Consider the following 15,604-nt stretch of genomic DNA (forward strand, 5'->3'; position numbering starts at 1 on the left):
ACCTTTACTGATCAGTAGTTTTAGGTCAATGTTAACCCGGCGTGGGTATACGAGGTCTTCTCTATATATAAAGAGGACAAACCGACGCCTCTCAACAAAGAGGCGGAATTGTAATCACAGTCACACAAAGTGTCAATCTTTGTGCAAGAGCTAAATTCCGGCCGGGCGATTATACGTAGTGTGAGCAAAATCTCAAGGATCAAACGATCTTGAATGGAGATCTTTATTCACCACCCACTTGTCGAAGGAATCGTTGTAAACGAGGATCTTGTGGATTGTTAAAGATATCCTGTGGAGAACCTTGTTCAACAATGTGTCCTTCCGCCATAAAGATCACTCGATCAGCGACCTCTTTGGCAAATTGCATTTCGTGTGTCACCACCAGCATCGTTTGGTGTTTTGTTGCTAAGTTCTTCATTAAATTCAGAACTTCTCCTACCCATTCCGGATCGAGTGCCGAAGTCGGCTCATCAAACAACAGCAGTTCTGGTTGCAGTGCCATAGCACGACCGATACCCACACGCTGTTGTTGACCGCCAGATAGGGCCGCTGGATAACTTTCGGCTTTATCCCCTAAACCGATGTCATCTAAGATCTCTTGCGCACGCTGCAGCGCGTCGGTTTTTTTCCAGCCACGAACGGTAATTAATCCCTCAGCGATGTTTTGTTTCGCCGTCATATGGGCAAAAAGCGCATAGTTTTGGAACACAAATCCAGTTTTCCGGCGCAGGGCTAGCACTTCTGCTTTGGTGTGTTTTTCCGCATTAACGCTGACATCATCGATGGTGATTTGGCCTTTATCAGCGGATTCTAAAAAGTTCACTGTACGCAACAAGGTCGATTTCCCCGTTCCGCTTGATCCAATAATGACGATGATCTCGCCTTGCTTAATCTCTAGGTCGATGCCTTTAAGCACTTCGGTATCACCAAAGCGTTTTTGAATGTTTGTTAGTTTAATCATCTTACGTACGCCTTGTTCAGTTTCGCTTCCGCCCAAATTTGCACTCGAGTCAGTACAACAACCACACCCCAGTAAATCAAGGCGACAGCTAAGAAGGCTTCAAAGAAACGAAAGCTCGATGATGCTTCCATTTGCGCTTTGGCCATAATTTCGGCCACCCCAAGGGTAAAGGCAAGTGACGTTGATTTGATCATATCGATGAAGTAGTTCATCAGTGAAGGCAGAGCCACCCTTGTTGCTTGTGGCAAGATCACTCGGCGCATGGCTTGAGAAGTTGTCATGCCGACAGATAAGCTTGCTTCCATCTGGCTACGATCAATACCAATAATGGCCGCACGAATACTCTCCGCCATGTAGGCGGCAAAGTGCAAGGTTAAGCCTATCACCGCGGCACTAAATGCATCTAAGCCGACTAACCATGGGAATATCTGTGGTAAGCCATAGTAGAGTAAAAATAGCTGGACGAGCAGCGGTGTACCACGAAAGAAGCTAATGTAAAGCTGGCTGAGCTGGTCTAGGACTGGCACCTTAAAGACGCGAATATTAGCTAAGATGACCGACAGTATCAGCGAGAAGATTAGACCCCAAGTGGCCATCTCCATTGTGGTGCCAAGATACTTGAGCAATATCGGCATCAGCTCCATCATGTAATTAAAATCAAATCCCATAACCTGTCCCAGTATTTATTACGACATAGAAAAAGCAAAACCCACTGCAAAGGAAGGAAAGCAGTGGGTTAAAGAGCCTACCCGAATTTATGGGTAGAAAGCGAGTTTGTGCTATTTAGTGATGTCAGCACCAAACCATTTCTGAGAAATTTGCGCTAGCGTACCGTCTGCACGCATTGCTGCAAGTGCTTGGTTTACTTCAGCTTGAAGCTTCTTACCTTTTTCGTTATCAACAAACGGCCATGCATTTTGAATGGTTTCAAACGGTTCGCCAGCCAGTTGAAGAGGAAGACCTGTTTTCTTGATTAGCTCAAGCGCTGATAGGCGGTCCATAACGAATGCGTCGGCACGACCTAACGCCACATCATGCTCGATACCAGTATCGTAAGTCTTGATGTTGATTTTACCGTCTTTATCGTAGTCACGTAGCAGCTGTTCGAAGTTAGAGCCTAGGTTAACAGCAACGGTCTTACCGGAAAGATCCGCTACGCCTTTGATGTCATCATTGCCTTTACGAACGGTAATTTGTGCGCCATCGACGACGTATGGGTCAGCGAATAGGTATTTCGCTTTGCGAGCGTCTGTCATGGTAATTTGGTTAGAAATCGTATCGATTCGACCTGTCTCCAGTAGACCAAACAGGCCAGAAAAGTTAGCTGTTACGTATTCGACTTTGTAATCGTTACGCTTACCAATCTCATCCCATAGGTCGACTTCGAAGCCTTGAAGCTGATCTTGCTTTACAAAAGTGAACGGGAAGTAACGTCCAGACATGCCCACTTTTACTTCAGTGGCAGCTTGAACAGTAGCGGCAGATAGAGCGATTGCTGCAACTGCAGCTTTAATCCAGGTTTTCATAGTACAACTCCAAATAATTATGGGGATAAATATTACTGTCACTTTAGTTAATTAGATAAATAACTAAGTGCAATAACCTAGATGTCAGGGTAATAAGCTGTGCAACAAAGCAGCAAAATCAATACGAAGAGATGTTTAGTTGTGGAAAATGGCTGGGTTAATCATTTCATGCACAGAGTTATCACCAAGTTGAGGATCGAGCCCAAAAGGCACAAATGTGGATCAAAGTGTGGGTAAAAATGGGGCATGATGTGGGGATCAAGCGGATATTAGGGAAAATATTGTGAATAACTTAGATCTTATTCACTGGATCTACGATCAATTGCTGGCGATCTTGGTTATCAACAGGTAAAATTGCCAATCTTTTCTGATCAATAACTTCGAGTGGGGGCACCGTGTCATCTTCGCTTTGGTTGCAATGTCTGCAACAGCTTCAAGAAGAGCTACCAGCAACAGAATTCAGTATGTGGGTTCGTCCGCTGCAAGCTGAGCTCAATGACAATACGCTCACTTTGTTTGCCCCAAACCGCTTTGTCCTTGATTGGGTACGCGATAAATACCTCAATAGCATTAATCGCCTGCTGCAAGAGTACTGTGGTAACGATATTCCAAGTCTCCGCTTTGAAGTCGGAAGTCGGCCTGTTGCAGCGCCAAAACCTGCGCCTAAACGTACGCCTGCAGATGTTGCGGCTGAGTCATCGGCGCCAGCACAATTGCAAGCACGTAAGCCTGTGCATAAGACATGGGACGACGATGCACAAGCCATCGCGGACATTAACCACCGCTCCAATGTGAATCCAAAGCACAAGTTCAACAACTTTGTTGAAGGTAAATCTAACCAACTTGGCTTAGCAGCGGCGCGTCAGGTTTCTGATAACCCGGGTTCTGCTTATAACCCGTTGTTCCTTTATGGCGGTACTGGTTTAGGTAAAACTCACCTGTTGCACGCGGTAGGCAACGCGATTGTCGATAACAAACCAAATGCGAAAGTGGTCTACATGCACTCAGAGCGTTTTGTGCAAGACATGGTTAAAGCGCTGCAAAATAATGCCATTGAAGAGTTCAAACGCTACTACCGCAGCGTTGATGCATTATTGATAGATGATATTCAATTCTTTGCCAATAAAGAGCGTTCTCAGGAAGAGTTTTTTCACACTTTCAACGCATTGCTTGAAGGTAACCAACAGATCATTCTAACCTCTGACCGTTACCCGAAAGAGATCAGTGGAGTAGAGGATCGTCTGAAGTCTCGTTTTGGTTGGGGTCTCACTGTTGCGATCGAGCCACCAGAGCTGGAAACGCGCGTTGCTATCTTGATGAAGAAAGCGGAAGATCACCAAATCCATCTTGCGGATGAGGTTGCATTCTTTATTGCGAAACGTCTGCGCTCTAACGTTCGTGAACTGGAAGGGGCATTGAACCGTGTTATAGCCAATGCCAACTTTACTGGTCGTCCAATTACTATCGACTTTGTTCGTGAAGCACTGCGTGACTTACTTGCTCTGCAAGAAAAGTTGGTGACGATTGATAACATTCAAAAGACAGTCGCCGAATACTACAAGATTAAAGTGGCAGATCTGCTGTCCAAACGTCGTTCTCGTTCTGTTGCGCGTCCTCGTCAGTTAGCCATGGCATTGGCCAAAGAGCTTACCAACCACAGTTTGCCTGAAATTGGTGATGCATTTGGTGGCCGTGACCACACGACAGTGTTGCATGCATGTCGTAAGATTGAGCAACTGCGCGAAGAGAGCCATGACATTAAAGAAGATTACTCGAATTTGATTCGTACCCTTTCTTCTTAATTCGCAGTATTCTATGACCTCGGGTTTTCGAGGTCATAACTCTCGAACTCATCTCTTTTATATCAATCAAAAGAATTCTGATAAGAGCGTCATATGAAATTTTCTATTGAACGTAGCCATTTACTCAAGCCTCTGCAGCAAGTGTCAGGTGCTTTAGGTGGTCGTCCAACCTTGCCAATTCTTGGCAACTTACTTCTGAAAGTAGAAGATAACGTTTTATCGATGACCGCAACGGACCTTGAAGTCGAGTTGATCAGTCGAGTGACGCTGGAAGGCGAGTTTGAAGCGGGCAGTGTTACTGTACCTTCGCGCAAGTTTTTGGATATTTGTCGCGGTTTACCTGATGATTCGGTGATTACTTTCGTACTTGAAGGTGATCGCGTCCAAGTTCGTTCAGGCCGCAGTCGCTTCTCATTGTCGACGTTACCCGCCAGTGATTTTCCAAACATCGAAGATTGGCAAAGTGAGGTTGAGATTTCTCTTAGCCAAGCTGAATTGCGTGGACTAATAGAAAAGACCCAATTTTCAATGGCGAACCAAGACGTTCGTTACTACCTCAACGGTATGTTATTTGAGATTGACGGCACGACATTACGCAGTGTCGCGACTGATGGACACCGAATGGCTGTGTCACAAACCCAGTTAGGTGCAGACTTTGCACAGCAGCAAATTATCGTACCGCGTAAAGGGGTACTTGAGCTGGTTAAACTGATGGATGCACCAGAGCAACCGGTGACATTGCAGATTGGCAGCTCGAATCTACGTGCTGAAGTCAACAACTTCGTTTTCACTTCGAAGCTTGTTGATGGCCGATTCCCGGATTATCGCCGCGTAATGCCGCAAAATACTACGAAAACACTTGAAACAGGTTGTGACGAGTTACGCTCTGCATTTTCGCGTGCTGCGATTCTTTCTAATGAGAAGTTCCGCGGTGTGCGGGTGAATTTAGCAGATACCGAGATGCGCATCACGGCCAACAATCCTGAGCAGGAAGAAGCGGAAGAAATGTTGGACGTCAGTTTCGACGGTGAGCCGATCGAGATTGGCTTTAATGTCAGTTACGTTCTCGATGTCCTCAATACATTGCGTTGTGAAAAAGTACGCGTATCGATGTCAGATGCGAACGCGAGTGCATTGATTGAAAATGCGGATGACGACAGTGCCATGTACGTGGTGATGCCGATTCGACTTTAGCATGCCGCTTACCCGTCTCATCATAAAGCAATTTAGAAACATTGAAGCCTGTGACATTAACCTGTCAGCAGGCTTTAACTTTCTTATTGGCCCAAACGGAAGTGGCAAAACCAGCGTTTTAGAGGCTATTTATCTGCTTGGTCACGGCCGCTCTTTTAAGAGCTCTCTGACGGGGAGAATTATTCAAAACGACTGTAATGAGCTGTTTGTTCATGGACGTTTTTTGAACTCGGATCAATTTGAGCTACCAATTGGCATTAATAAGCAGCGCGATGGCTCAACAGAGGTTAAAATAGGCGGTCAATCTGGGCAAAAGCTCGCTCACTTGGCGCAAGTCTTACCCCTGCAATTAATCCACCCTGAAGGGTTTGATTTGCTGACGGATGGGCCGAAACATCGCCGCGCATTTATTGACTGGGGCGTATTTCATACCGAGTCAGCCTTCTACGATGCATGGGGGCGATTTAAGCGTTTAAACAAGCAGCGCAATGCCTTGCTAAAAACCGCTTCAAGCTATCGCGAACTCAGTTACTGGGATCAAGAAATGGCTCGGTTGGCTGAAAACATCAGTCAATGGCGTTCGATTTATGTCGAACAAATGAAGTCAAAAGCGGAAGAAATTTGTCAAACTTTCCTGCCGGAGTTTGATATCCAGCTGAAGTATTACCGAGGCTGGGACAAAGATACCCCTTATCAACAGATTCTAGAAAAGAACTTTGAGCGGGATCAGTCACTAGGTTACACATTTAGTGGCCCTAACAAGGCAGACTTAAAAATTAAGGTAAACGGCACGCCGGTTGAAGATGTACTGTCTCGCGGTCAACTGAAGTTGATGGTGTGTGCACTTCGAGTCGCACAAGGCCAACACTTGACCGAAATGACCGGCAAGCAATGTATTTACCTGATTGATGACTTTGCATCGGAATTAGATAGCCAACGTCGTGAGCGGCTCGCAGAGTGCTTAAAAGAGACGGGGGCACAAGTTTTTGTAAGTTCTATTACGCAAAGCCAAGTTGCCGATATGGCAGATGAAAATGGCAAGATGTTCCATGTGGAACATGGCACAATAGAGCAAAATATATAGCGGAAGATAACTCATGTCTGAAAATTACGATTCATCGAGTATTAAAGTACTAAAAGGTCTGGACGCCGTTCGTAAGCGTCCTGGTATGTACATCGGCGACACGGATGATGGTACCGGTCTGCACCACATGGTTTTTGAGGTGGTGGATAACTCAATTGATGAAGCGTTAGCAGGTCACTGTAAAGACATCATTGTCACTATCCATGAAGATTGCTCTGTATCGGTACGCGACGATGGTCGTGGTATCCCTACTGAGATGCACCCAGAAGAAAAAGTGTCAGCAGCCGAAGTTATCATGACGGTACTTCACGCTGGTGGTAAATTTGATGACAACTCATACAAGGTATCGGGTGGTCTTCACGGTGTAGGTGTTTCGGTAGTAAACGCTCTGTCTAAGCAAGTTACGCTAACTATCCATCGCGGTGGCCAGATCCACACTCAAACGTATCACCATGGTGAGCCTCAAGCGCCACTCGCGGTGATCGGTGAGACGGATAAAACGGGTACAGAAATTCGTTTTTGGCCAAGTGAAGAGACTTTCTCTAACACCGAGTTCCATTACGATATTCTAGCTAAGCGTCTACGTGAGCTATCTTTCCTAAACTCTGGCGTATCGATCAAGCTACGTGATGAGCGTGAAGAAGATAAAAACGATCACTTCATGTACGAAGGTGGTATTCAAGCGTTTGTTGAACACTTGAACACCAATAAAACGCCTATCATCGAGAAAGTCTTCCACTTTAATGCGGAGCGTGAAGACGGCATTGCTGTAGAAGTGGCGATGCAGTGGAACGATGGTTATCAAGAGAACATCTATTGTTTTACCAACAACATCCCTCAGCGTGATGGTGGTACTCACCTTGCAGGCTTCCGTGCAGCCCTAACTCGTACCTTGAACTCGTTCATGGACAAAGAAGGCTTCTCGAAGAAAGCGAAAACAGCAACATCGGGTGATGATGCGCGTGAAGGTCTAACCGCAGTTATCTCAGTTAAAGTACCTGATCCAAAGTTCTCAAGCCAAACCAAAGATAAGCTGGTTTCTTCTGAAGTGAAGTCGGCCGTTGAGCAAGCGATGGGCGAAAAGCTGTCTGAGTTCCTTGTTGAGCACCCAGCAGAAGCGAAAACTGTTTGTACTAAGATTATTGATGCAGCGCGCGCTCGTGATGCAGCCCGTAAAGCTCGTGAAATGACTCGTCGTAAAGGCGCGCTCGATCTCGCTGGTCTACCAGGCAAACTGGCAGATTGTCAGGAAAAAGATCCGGCTCTGTCTGAACTCTACATAGTGGAGGGTGATTCGGCAGGCGGCTCCGCAAAACAAGGCCGTAACCGTAAGAACCAAGCGATTCTTCCGCTGAAAGGTAAAATCCTAAACGTTGAGAAAGCACGCTTTGACAAAATGCTGTCCTCTCAAGAGGTGGCAACGCTTATCACCGCTCTAGGCTGTGGTATCGGTCGTGACGAGTACAACCCAGACAAACTGCGTTACCACAACATCATCATCATGACCGATGCTGACGTCGATGGTTCGCACATCCGTACGCTTCTGTTGACCTTCTTCTACCGTCAAATGCCAGAGCTTATAGAGCGTGGCTACGTATACATCGCTCAGCCACCGCTTTACAAAGTGAAGAAAGGTAAGCAAGAGCAGTACATTAAAGATGAAGATGCAATGAACCAGTACCAAGTGTCATTGGCACTGGATAACGCGTCGTTACACGTTAATGCTGAAGCGCCTGCGCTGTCTGGCGAAGCGCTAGAAAGCTTAGTGAAACAGTACAACTCTGGCATTAAGCTGGTGGATCGCATGAGCCGCCGTTACCCGCGCTCTTTGGTTCATGAGCTTATTTACTCGCCACGCCTAACGGCTGAGCAGTGCCATGATGCAACGGCAGTCGAAGCTTGGACTAAACAATTGGTTGAGCAATTGAATGCCAAAGAAGTCGGTGCCAGCCAATACAGCTTCGAAGTCGAGCAACATGCTGAGTTAGGTCTAAACCTACCTAAGATTATTGTTCGTACCCACGGCGTAACACACGATTTTGCACTCAGTGTTGATCTGTTTAACTCTAAAGAGTACGGCAAGCTTGCTGACCTTTCAGAAGCGTTAGACGGCCTGATTGAAGACGGCGCTTACATCAAACGTGGTGAGCGTACTCAACCTGTATCAAGCTTTGTTGATGCATTAGAGTGGCTAATTAAAGAGTCGCGTCGTGGTCTAAGCCTACAACGTTACAAAGGTCTAGGTGAGATGAACCCAGACCAGCTTTGGGAAACTACTATGGACCCAGAAACACGTCGCATGATGCAGGTAACGATTGAAGATGCAGTCGGCGCAGACCAACTGTTCACGACACTAATGGGTGACCAAGTGGAACCTCGTCGTAATTTCATCGAAGAGAATGCGTTAAAGGTTGCTAACTTGGATGTATAGATTTTTCTTGAATGGAATAATCTAAAATGAATTAAAAAGACTGCCCGAAATGGCGGTCTTTTTGTTTTTTAAGTAATTGAAAAATATTGGTTTGGAAAAATATTTGAAAATAATCCCTTGAAACTGATTTGTGCTATCCACATATCTATTGGTGAAGAGGGAAGCTGTCTTGCTCATAAGAGAAGAAACAGACCCTCTGGAACGCTGATAAGGTATCGCTCAGGAGAGGATGACTTTAGAGGCACACAATTGAACTGATTTATTACTACGTCCCAGTGTTAATAGAGCCCGAGGAGTAGCGGATAAATCCCTTAGTCGGCAAGGCTCGTTCACAGTATCGATCCGTGCAAACTCGCGACTAAGACTATTGCTTACTAAAAGGGTAGCATTATGAGAACTGTAGATTTCACTCCACTTTACCGCAACGCAATTGGCTTCGATCGTCTATTCAACATGATGGAAGCAAACACCTCGAAGAGCACTTCTGGCGGTTACCCTCCATACAATATCGAGCAAAAAGATGAAAACAACTACCGTATTACGATGGCAGTTGCAGGCTTTGCTGAAGAGCAGCTAGATCTTACTCAAAAAGAGAACATGCTGATCGTTAAGGGTGAACGTAAAACAGAAGAAGAGAAGCAATACGTGTATCAAGGTATCGCAGAGCGCGATTTCGAGCGTAAGTTCCAGCTAGCAGACTACGTAAAAGTGGTGGGTGCAAGTATGGAAAATGGTCTACTACATATTGATCTAGAGCGCGAAATCCCTGAAGCGATGCAACCCCGCAAAATTGCTATTAATGGCAAAAACCTGATTGAGGGTTAATTGTCATCAGCTTTAAATAGCTGAGTTATCCGGGAAGAAGAGTGAAAGAGCACCCTTACCTTGAAGAAGGCGGTGCTCTTTTTTGTCTCTAGCGTTATAGGATACGCATAACCTGCGTAGCGATGGCGCCAAGTATGCGCAGATATTGCAGCAGTGCTTATCCCTAGTAATTAACCTTGCTTAAGCGACTTGGAAAGCAATCGCTATTCAGGTCACCGTTAGGTATTATCCTTGCTGATATGCCTTTTCAACTTCTTCAGCAATAATCTTAATCCCTTTTTGCATCATCTCATCATCTTGTACATAGTTCATACGCAAGCATTGATGAGCATGCTCCCAGTCATCTTCTTGGCCGATAAAGAAGTACTCTCCAGGTACGATAAGAACACCGCGCGCTTTCAAACGCTTATATAGTTCCATCGTTGTGATTGGCAGTTCATCAAACCATAGCCATAGGAAAATGGCCCCTTCCGGTTTATGAATACGAAAACGAGAGTCGGTGATTTCCTGTTGTAACAGCTCTACGGCGCGCTGAGACTTTTGTTGATAGAAAGGCTTGATGACTTCGGAGCTAAGTTTGAGCAAATCACCTTTGCCTATGATGTGATTGGCGAGGGCAGGGCCGATACTACCGGGCGCTAAGCTAATAATGCCATTCATATTAGTCATCGCTTGGGTGATCTCTTCACTGGCAATGACGATGCCACAGCGCACCCCTGGTAATCCTAGTTTGGATAAGCTCATACAAAGAATGGTATTTTCATTCCAGAATGGCTGCACGTCTTCAAAGATGATATTTGGAAATGGCAGTCCGTAGGCGTTATCGATGATCAGAGGAATGTTGTTCTCTCGTGCCAGCTTATCCAGTTTGTGGATCTCTTCGTCAGTCAGTACGTTTCCGGTTGGATTGGTAGGGCGAGAGGCACAGATTGCCGCGACTGAGTCATCGACTTTTAGCTGTTCAAAGTCAACATGGTACTTAAACAAGCCATCCTCAAGCATCTCAATTTCAGGATGGTAAGAGACAAAGATATCTTCATCGACACCAGCATCGCCATAGCCGATGTACTCCGGCGCTAATGGCAGAAGAATCTTTTTGTGTGAGCCATCAGGCTGCTTACCTGCAAGTAAGTTGAATAGGTAAAAAAAGCCACTTTGACTGCCGTTGGTTAAGCTGATGTTCTTTTCAGTAATACTCCAGCCATAGGTATCTTTGAGTAGCTTAGCGAGAGCTTTAACAAATGCATCTTTGCCTTGAGGGCCATCATAGTTCGCCATGGCGGCAACCAACTCACCACTTTCAAGCATCTCTTCACTGGCGAGTTGGAAGTAATCGAGCATGGCAGGAATGGCGGCAGGGTTACCTCCACCGAGCATGATGGCGCCAGGGGTGCGTAGGCCATCATTTAAATCATCCATTAATTGGGTAATACCTGAATACTGATTAAACTTTTCACCAAATTTTGAGAACTGCATTACTTATCGTACCTAATTCATTATTGTCATTGCTTTTGTCATGAAACAGCTAGTGCGTGGCTAGCTAATCGAATAATCCTTGAACATACATCAATGGTCATACGACGAAAAGCACTAAATTGGGGCATCGATAAAGAAAAACCCAACTCCGAGGAGTTGGGCTTTAATAGACTTGTTTTATGTAAGGGCTTAAGCCTTACTTTGGCGATTACTTCTGTAATAGAGAGATATCGGCAATTTCCAAGAATAGGTTACGCAGGTTATTCAGCAGTGTTAGACGGTTCTTCTTCAGAGCTTCGTCATCAGCCATCACCATTACGTTGTCGAAGAATGCATCGACAGGCTCACGTAGGTCAGCTAGCTTGCTTAGTGCTTCTTGGTAGTTACCTGTTGCAAATGCTGGCTCTAGCGCTTCAGTCATCACTTCAACGCTTTCTGCTAGCGCTTTTTCTGCGTCTTCTTGTAGAAGCGCAAGATCGATGTCTGCTGCTAGTTCGCCGTCGAATTTCGCTAGGATGTTACCTACACGCTTGTTCGCTGCTGCTAGTGCTTCTGCTGCTTCTAGCTCACGGAAGTGAGATACCGCTTTCACGCGCTGGTCGAAGTCTGCTGGTTTAGTCGGACGGTTAGCCAGTACCGCTTGGATGATATCCACGCTGTAGCCTTCGTCTTTGTACCATGCGTTGAAACGGCCAAGCATGAAGTCGATAACGTCGTTTGCAACGTTCGCGTTAGTAAGCTTGTCACCGAACAGAGACTGAGCCTTTGCAATTAGGTCTGTTAGGTCTAGGCTATAGCCGTTTTCTACGATGATACGTAGTACACCTAGAGACGCACGACGAAGTGCGAATGGGTCAGAGCCCTTAGGAGCTTGGCCAATACCGAAGATACCAACAATCGTATCTAGCTTGTCAGCCATTGCTACCGCAGAAGAGATCCCTGTGCTTGGTAGCTCGTCACCGGCGAAACGAGGCATGTACTGCTCGTAAAGCGCCAGTGCCACTTGCTCATCTTCACCATCGTGAGTCGCGTAGTGCATGCCCATTACACCTTGAGTATCGGTAAACTCGAATACCATTGATGTCATTAGGTCACACTTCGCCAGAAGACCTGCACGCTTAGACTTTTCAACGTCAGCATCGATTTGCTCTGCGATGTAGCCAGCAAGCTCTGTGATGCGGTCTGTTTTATCTTTGATAGTGCCAAGCTGCTTTTGGAAAATCGCTTGCTCTAGCTCAGGTAGGCGGTCGATAAGAGGGCGCTTACGGTCAGTGTTAAAGAAGAATTCAGCATCCGCTAGACGTGGACGTACAACCTTCTCGTTACCTTCGATGACGTAGCGAGGCTCTTTAGACTCAATGTTTGAAACGAAGATGAAGTTAGGTAGTAGCTTCTTGTTTTCGTCGTAAACAGGGAAGTACTTCTGGTCACCCTTCATGGTGTAAACCAATGCTTCAGAAGGAACCTTTAGGAACTCTTCTTCAAACTTCGCAGTGAGTACCACTGGCCATTCAACCAGAGACGTTACTTCTTCTACTAAGTCATCTTCTAGGTCTGCAACACCGCCAACTGCTGCTGCTGCTTTTTGCGAGTCAGCAAGGATGATGGCTTTACGCGCTTCGTAATCTGCCATTACTTTACCGCGCTCTTCTAGGATCGCTGGGTATTGCTCTGCAGAATCGATAGTGAACTCTTGCTCACCCATGAAGCGGTGACCACGGATAGTGCGATCAGAGGCTACCCCTAGTATCTCACCTTCGATAAGGTCAGCGCCCATTAGCATGGTTAGCGTTTTAACTGGGCGGATAAACTGAGTGGTCTTGTTACCCCAACGCATTGGTTTAGCGATTGGTAGGTTGCCTAGTGCTTTCGCTGCTAGGTCAACAACGATTTCAGACGTTGCTTGGCCTTTTACTTCTTGTTTGAAAAGAAGCCATTCGCCTTTGTCTGTGACTAGGCGGTCTGCTTGTTCAACCGTGATGCCGTTACTACGAGCCCAACCTTGAGCGGCTTTAGTTGCGTTGCCGTCAGCATCGAATGCCACAGAAACCGCAGGGCCGCGCTTTTCAACTACTTTGTCTTCTTGGCCTTCAGCCAGTGCCGCGACTTTTAGAGCCAGACGACGAGGAGCTGCGTACCACTTCACTCCTTCGTGAGCTAGGCTCGCGCCTTTAAGCTCAGCTTCGAAGTTTGCTGCGAACGCTTCCGCTAGAGTACGAAGTTGCGTTGGTGGTAGCTCTTCAGTACCCAGTTCAATTAGAAATTCTTTTGCCATGATTACTTCTCCTCTTCCTTACGGCACATTGGGAAGCCAAGCGCTTCACGTGATGCGTAGTACGCTTCAGCAACAGACTTAGTCAGGTTGCGGATACGAAGGATGTAACGTTGGCGCTCTGTAACAGAGATAGCTTTGCGCGCATCAAGGATGTTGAATGCGTGACCCGCTTTTAGAATGCGCTCGTAAGCTGGAAGCGGAAGTGGCTTCTCTAGTTCAAGTAGCTCTTTACACTCTTTCTCACACTGATCGAAGAAGGTGAATAGGAAATCCACGTCTGCGTGTTCGAAGTTGTACGTTGATTGCTCTACTTCGTTTTGGTGGAAGATGTCACCGTAAGTCACTTTGCTACCGTCTGGTGCGATGTTCCACACGAGATCGTAAACAGAGTCCACTTCTTGGATGTACATTGCTAGACGCTCGATACCGTAAGTGATCTCACCAGTCACAGGTTTACACTCAAGACCACCCACTTGCTGGAAGTAAGTAAACTGAGTTACTTCCATGCCGTTTAGCCAAACTTCCCAACCAAGACCCCATGCACCTAGCGTTGGGTTTTCCCAGTTATCTTCAACGAAGCGAATGTCGTGTACTAGCGGGTCGATACCAAGAACTTCAAGCGAGCCTAGATACAACTCCTGAATGTTATCCGGAGAAGGCTTTAGGGCTACTTGGAACTGATAGTAGTGCTGCAGACGGTTCGGGTTTTCACCGTAACGGCCATCGGTAGGACGACGTGAAGGTTGAACGTAAGCTGTCGACATTGGCTCTGGGCCAAGTGCACGTAGACATGTCATTGGGTGAGAGGTGCCCGCACCTACTTCCATATCTAGAGGTTGAACAATAGTACAACCGTTTTGTGCCCAGTAATCCTGCAGCGCGAGGATCATTCCCTGGAAGGTTTTGATATCGTATTTTTGCATAGTAATTCGCGCAATTCTTTGAGTAAAAGTTGTGTCTAAAACAGACAAAAAATAACAATCAAGTATACCCAGATAATTGGCATGGGAGTAGAGCTAATCTTGATTAATTCGTAGGCAAAATTCTCCTTTAATAGAAATTTATTGGCTTATTCGTCCAAATTTTCCTAAAAGGGAGTTTATTTGTAGTTTATTGCTTGAGAAACCGTATTCAGATGGTTAGAATTCCGCCGTCTTTGGGGAGTAGCTTACCTATCATCAACACTGGGATGTTGGGTTCGTTCGTCAACATAATTGATGCAAAATCATCATGGCGTTCGAGACGGGGTATCGACCAATCTAATCAAAATACTGTCGATCGCGTTTAGCAAGACCTTAGACAAATCATCACGAACCGGGGCGGGGCGTGAGGTTTGTCTTTGGTTAAAATTATAATCCCTGCCCTCAAAGAGCATGTCGTGAGCGTTTTAGCTATTTCTATCACTACCGTCGCTTTGGCGGAGATCGGTGACAAAACTCAATTATTATCTCTGCTGTTAGCCAGTCGATATCGCAAACCTTTGCCGATCATTGCTGCTATATTTCTTGCTACCATTGCTAACCATGCTTTGGCAGCTTGGTTGGGCGTTGTTATCGCCGATTACCTTTCACCTGACGTTCTAAAGTGGGTGCTGGTGGTGAGTTTTATCGCGATGGCGGCTTGGGTATTGATTCCAGATAAGCTCGATGATGACGAAGAAATATCAAATCGAGGCCCCTTTATTGCCAGCTTTATCGCATTTTTCATTGCTGAGATAGGCGACAAAACCCAAATCGCGACTTCAATTCTAGGAGCACAGTATTCGGATGCTTTAACCTGGGTGATACTGGGTACCACGATTGGTATGCTATTGGCGAATGTACCTGTGGTGTTAATTGGTAAATTGTCCGCTGATAAGATGCCGCTGGATTTGATCCGAAAAGTCACCGCATTGTTGTTTGTCGCATTGGCATTAGCTGCCGCTATCTTTCACTAAATATCAATGAAATTGGGGTTAAATATCAATAACTCGCATTTAATTGATGCGCTTCAAACTCTCGCTAAAATTCGCTCAGAGTCGTGATCGCTGA

Annotated in this window: 12 protein-coding genes; 6 read left to right on the forward strand and 6 right to left on the reverse strand. The window is 46.0% G+C overall.

From position 1 onward, the window contains the following. Positions 1–223: 223 nt before the first annotated feature. From RH45_RS06955 to RH45_RS06965, 3 genes are all read right to left on the reverse strand, one after another. Entirely contained in the window at positions 224–961 is a 738-nt protein-coding gene (locus RH45_RS06955) for an amino acid ABC transporter ATP-binding protein (protein WP_008075470.1), read from the reverse strand. Then, positions 958–1,629: an amino acid ABC transporter permease gene (locus tag RH45_RS06960; RefSeq protein WP_008075472.1), complete on the reverse strand. Its 672-nt coding sequence runs from the start codon at positions 1,627–1,629 to the stop codon at positions 958–960. The genes RH45_RS06955 and RH45_RS06960 overlap by 4 nt, the downstream gene beginning before the upstream one ends. 111 nt (positions 1,630–1,740) lie before the next feature. Further along, positions 1,741–2,487, reverse strand: a complete 747-nt coding sequence (locus RH45_RS06965) for an amino acid ABC transporter substrate-binding protein (RefSeq protein ID WP_008075474.1) — start codon at positions 2,485–2,487, stop codon at positions 1,741–1,743. 395 nt (positions 2,488–2,882) lie between these two features. On the opposite strand from RH45_RS06965, the gene dnaA reads away from it, so the two are divergent. From dnaA to RH45_RS06990, 5 genes are all read left to right on the forward strand, one after another. Next, on the forward strand, positions 2,883–4,289 hold the full coding sequence (gene dnaA / locus RH45_RS06970) for a chromosomal replication initiator protein DnaA (protein ID WP_008075476.1): 1,407 nt from the start codon (positions 2,883–2,885) through the stop codon (positions 4,287–4,289). 93 nt (positions 4,290–4,382) lie between these two features. Then, complete coding sequence (gene dnaN / locus RH45_RS06975) at positions 4,383–5,483, forward strand: DNA polymerase III subunit beta (RefSeq protein WP_008075479.1); 1,101 nt, start codon at positions 4,383–4,385, stop codon at positions 5,481–5,483. A 1-nt stretch (position 5,484) separates the two neighbouring features. Next, positions 5,485–6,567 (forward strand): DNA replication/repair protein RecF, encoded by a 1,083-nt coding sequence (recF, locus tag RH45_RS06980; RefSeq protein WP_008075481.1) that lies wholly within the window; start codon positions 5,485–5,487, stop codon positions 6,565–6,567. Between the two features lie 13 nt (positions 6,568–6,580). After that, complete coding sequence (gene gyrB, locus RH45_RS06985; RefSeq protein ID WP_008075483.1) at positions 6,581–8,998, forward strand: DNA topoisomerase (ATP-hydrolyzing) subunit B; 2,418 nt, start codon at positions 6,581–6,583, stop codon at positions 8,996–8,998. A 390-nt stretch (positions 8,999–9,388) separates the two neighbouring features. Continuing rightward, positions 9,389–9,823 carry an Hsp20 family protein gene (locus tag RH45_RS06990; protein ID WP_008075487.1) on the forward strand — a complete coding sequence of 145 codons (435 nt, stop codon included), beginning with the start codon at positions 9,389–9,391 and terminating at the stop codon, positions 9,821–9,823. Between the two features lie 225 nt (positions 9,824–10,048). Here the strand turns inward: RH45_RS06990 and RH45_RS06995 are convergent, their stop codons facing one another. From RH45_RS06995 to glyQ, 3 genes are all read right to left on the reverse strand, one after another. Then, positions 10,049–11,299: a valine--pyruvate transaminase gene (locus tag RH45_RS06995; protein WP_008075488.1), complete on the reverse strand. Its 1,251-nt coding sequence runs from the start codon at positions 11,297–11,299 to the stop codon at positions 10,049–10,051. A 208-nt stretch (positions 11,300–11,507) separates the two neighbouring features. Continuing rightward, positions 11,508–13,574, reverse strand: coding sequence for a glycine--tRNA ligase subunit beta (glyS, locus tag RH45_RS07000; protein ID WP_008075490.1), 2,067 nt, complete (start codon positions 13,572–13,574; stop codon positions 11,508–11,510). Between the two features lie 2 nt (positions 13,575–13,576). After that, on the reverse strand, positions 13,577–14,497 hold the full coding sequence (gene glyQ, locus RH45_RS07005; RefSeq protein WP_008075491.1) for a glycine--tRNA ligase subunit alpha: 921 nt from the start codon (positions 14,495–14,497) through the stop codon (positions 13,577–13,579). A gap of 455 nt (positions 14,498–14,952) precedes the next feature. On the opposite strand from glyQ, the gene RH45_RS07010 reads away from it, so the two are divergent. Beyond that, the gene (locus RH45_RS07010) at positions 14,953–15,510 is read left to right on the forward strand and encodes a TMEM165/GDT1 family protein (RefSeq protein WP_008075493.1); all 558 of its coding nucleotides are present in this window, start codon (positions 14,953–14,955) and stop codon (positions 15,508–15,510) included. Positions 15,511–15,604: the final 94 nt, after the last annotated feature.

It is taken from the genome of Vibrio sinaloensis DSM 21326 (assembly GCF_000189275.1).
Taxonomy (GTDB): domain Bacteria; phylum Pseudomonadota; class Gammaproteobacteria; order Enterobacterales; family Vibrionaceae; genus Vibrio; species Vibrio sinaloensis.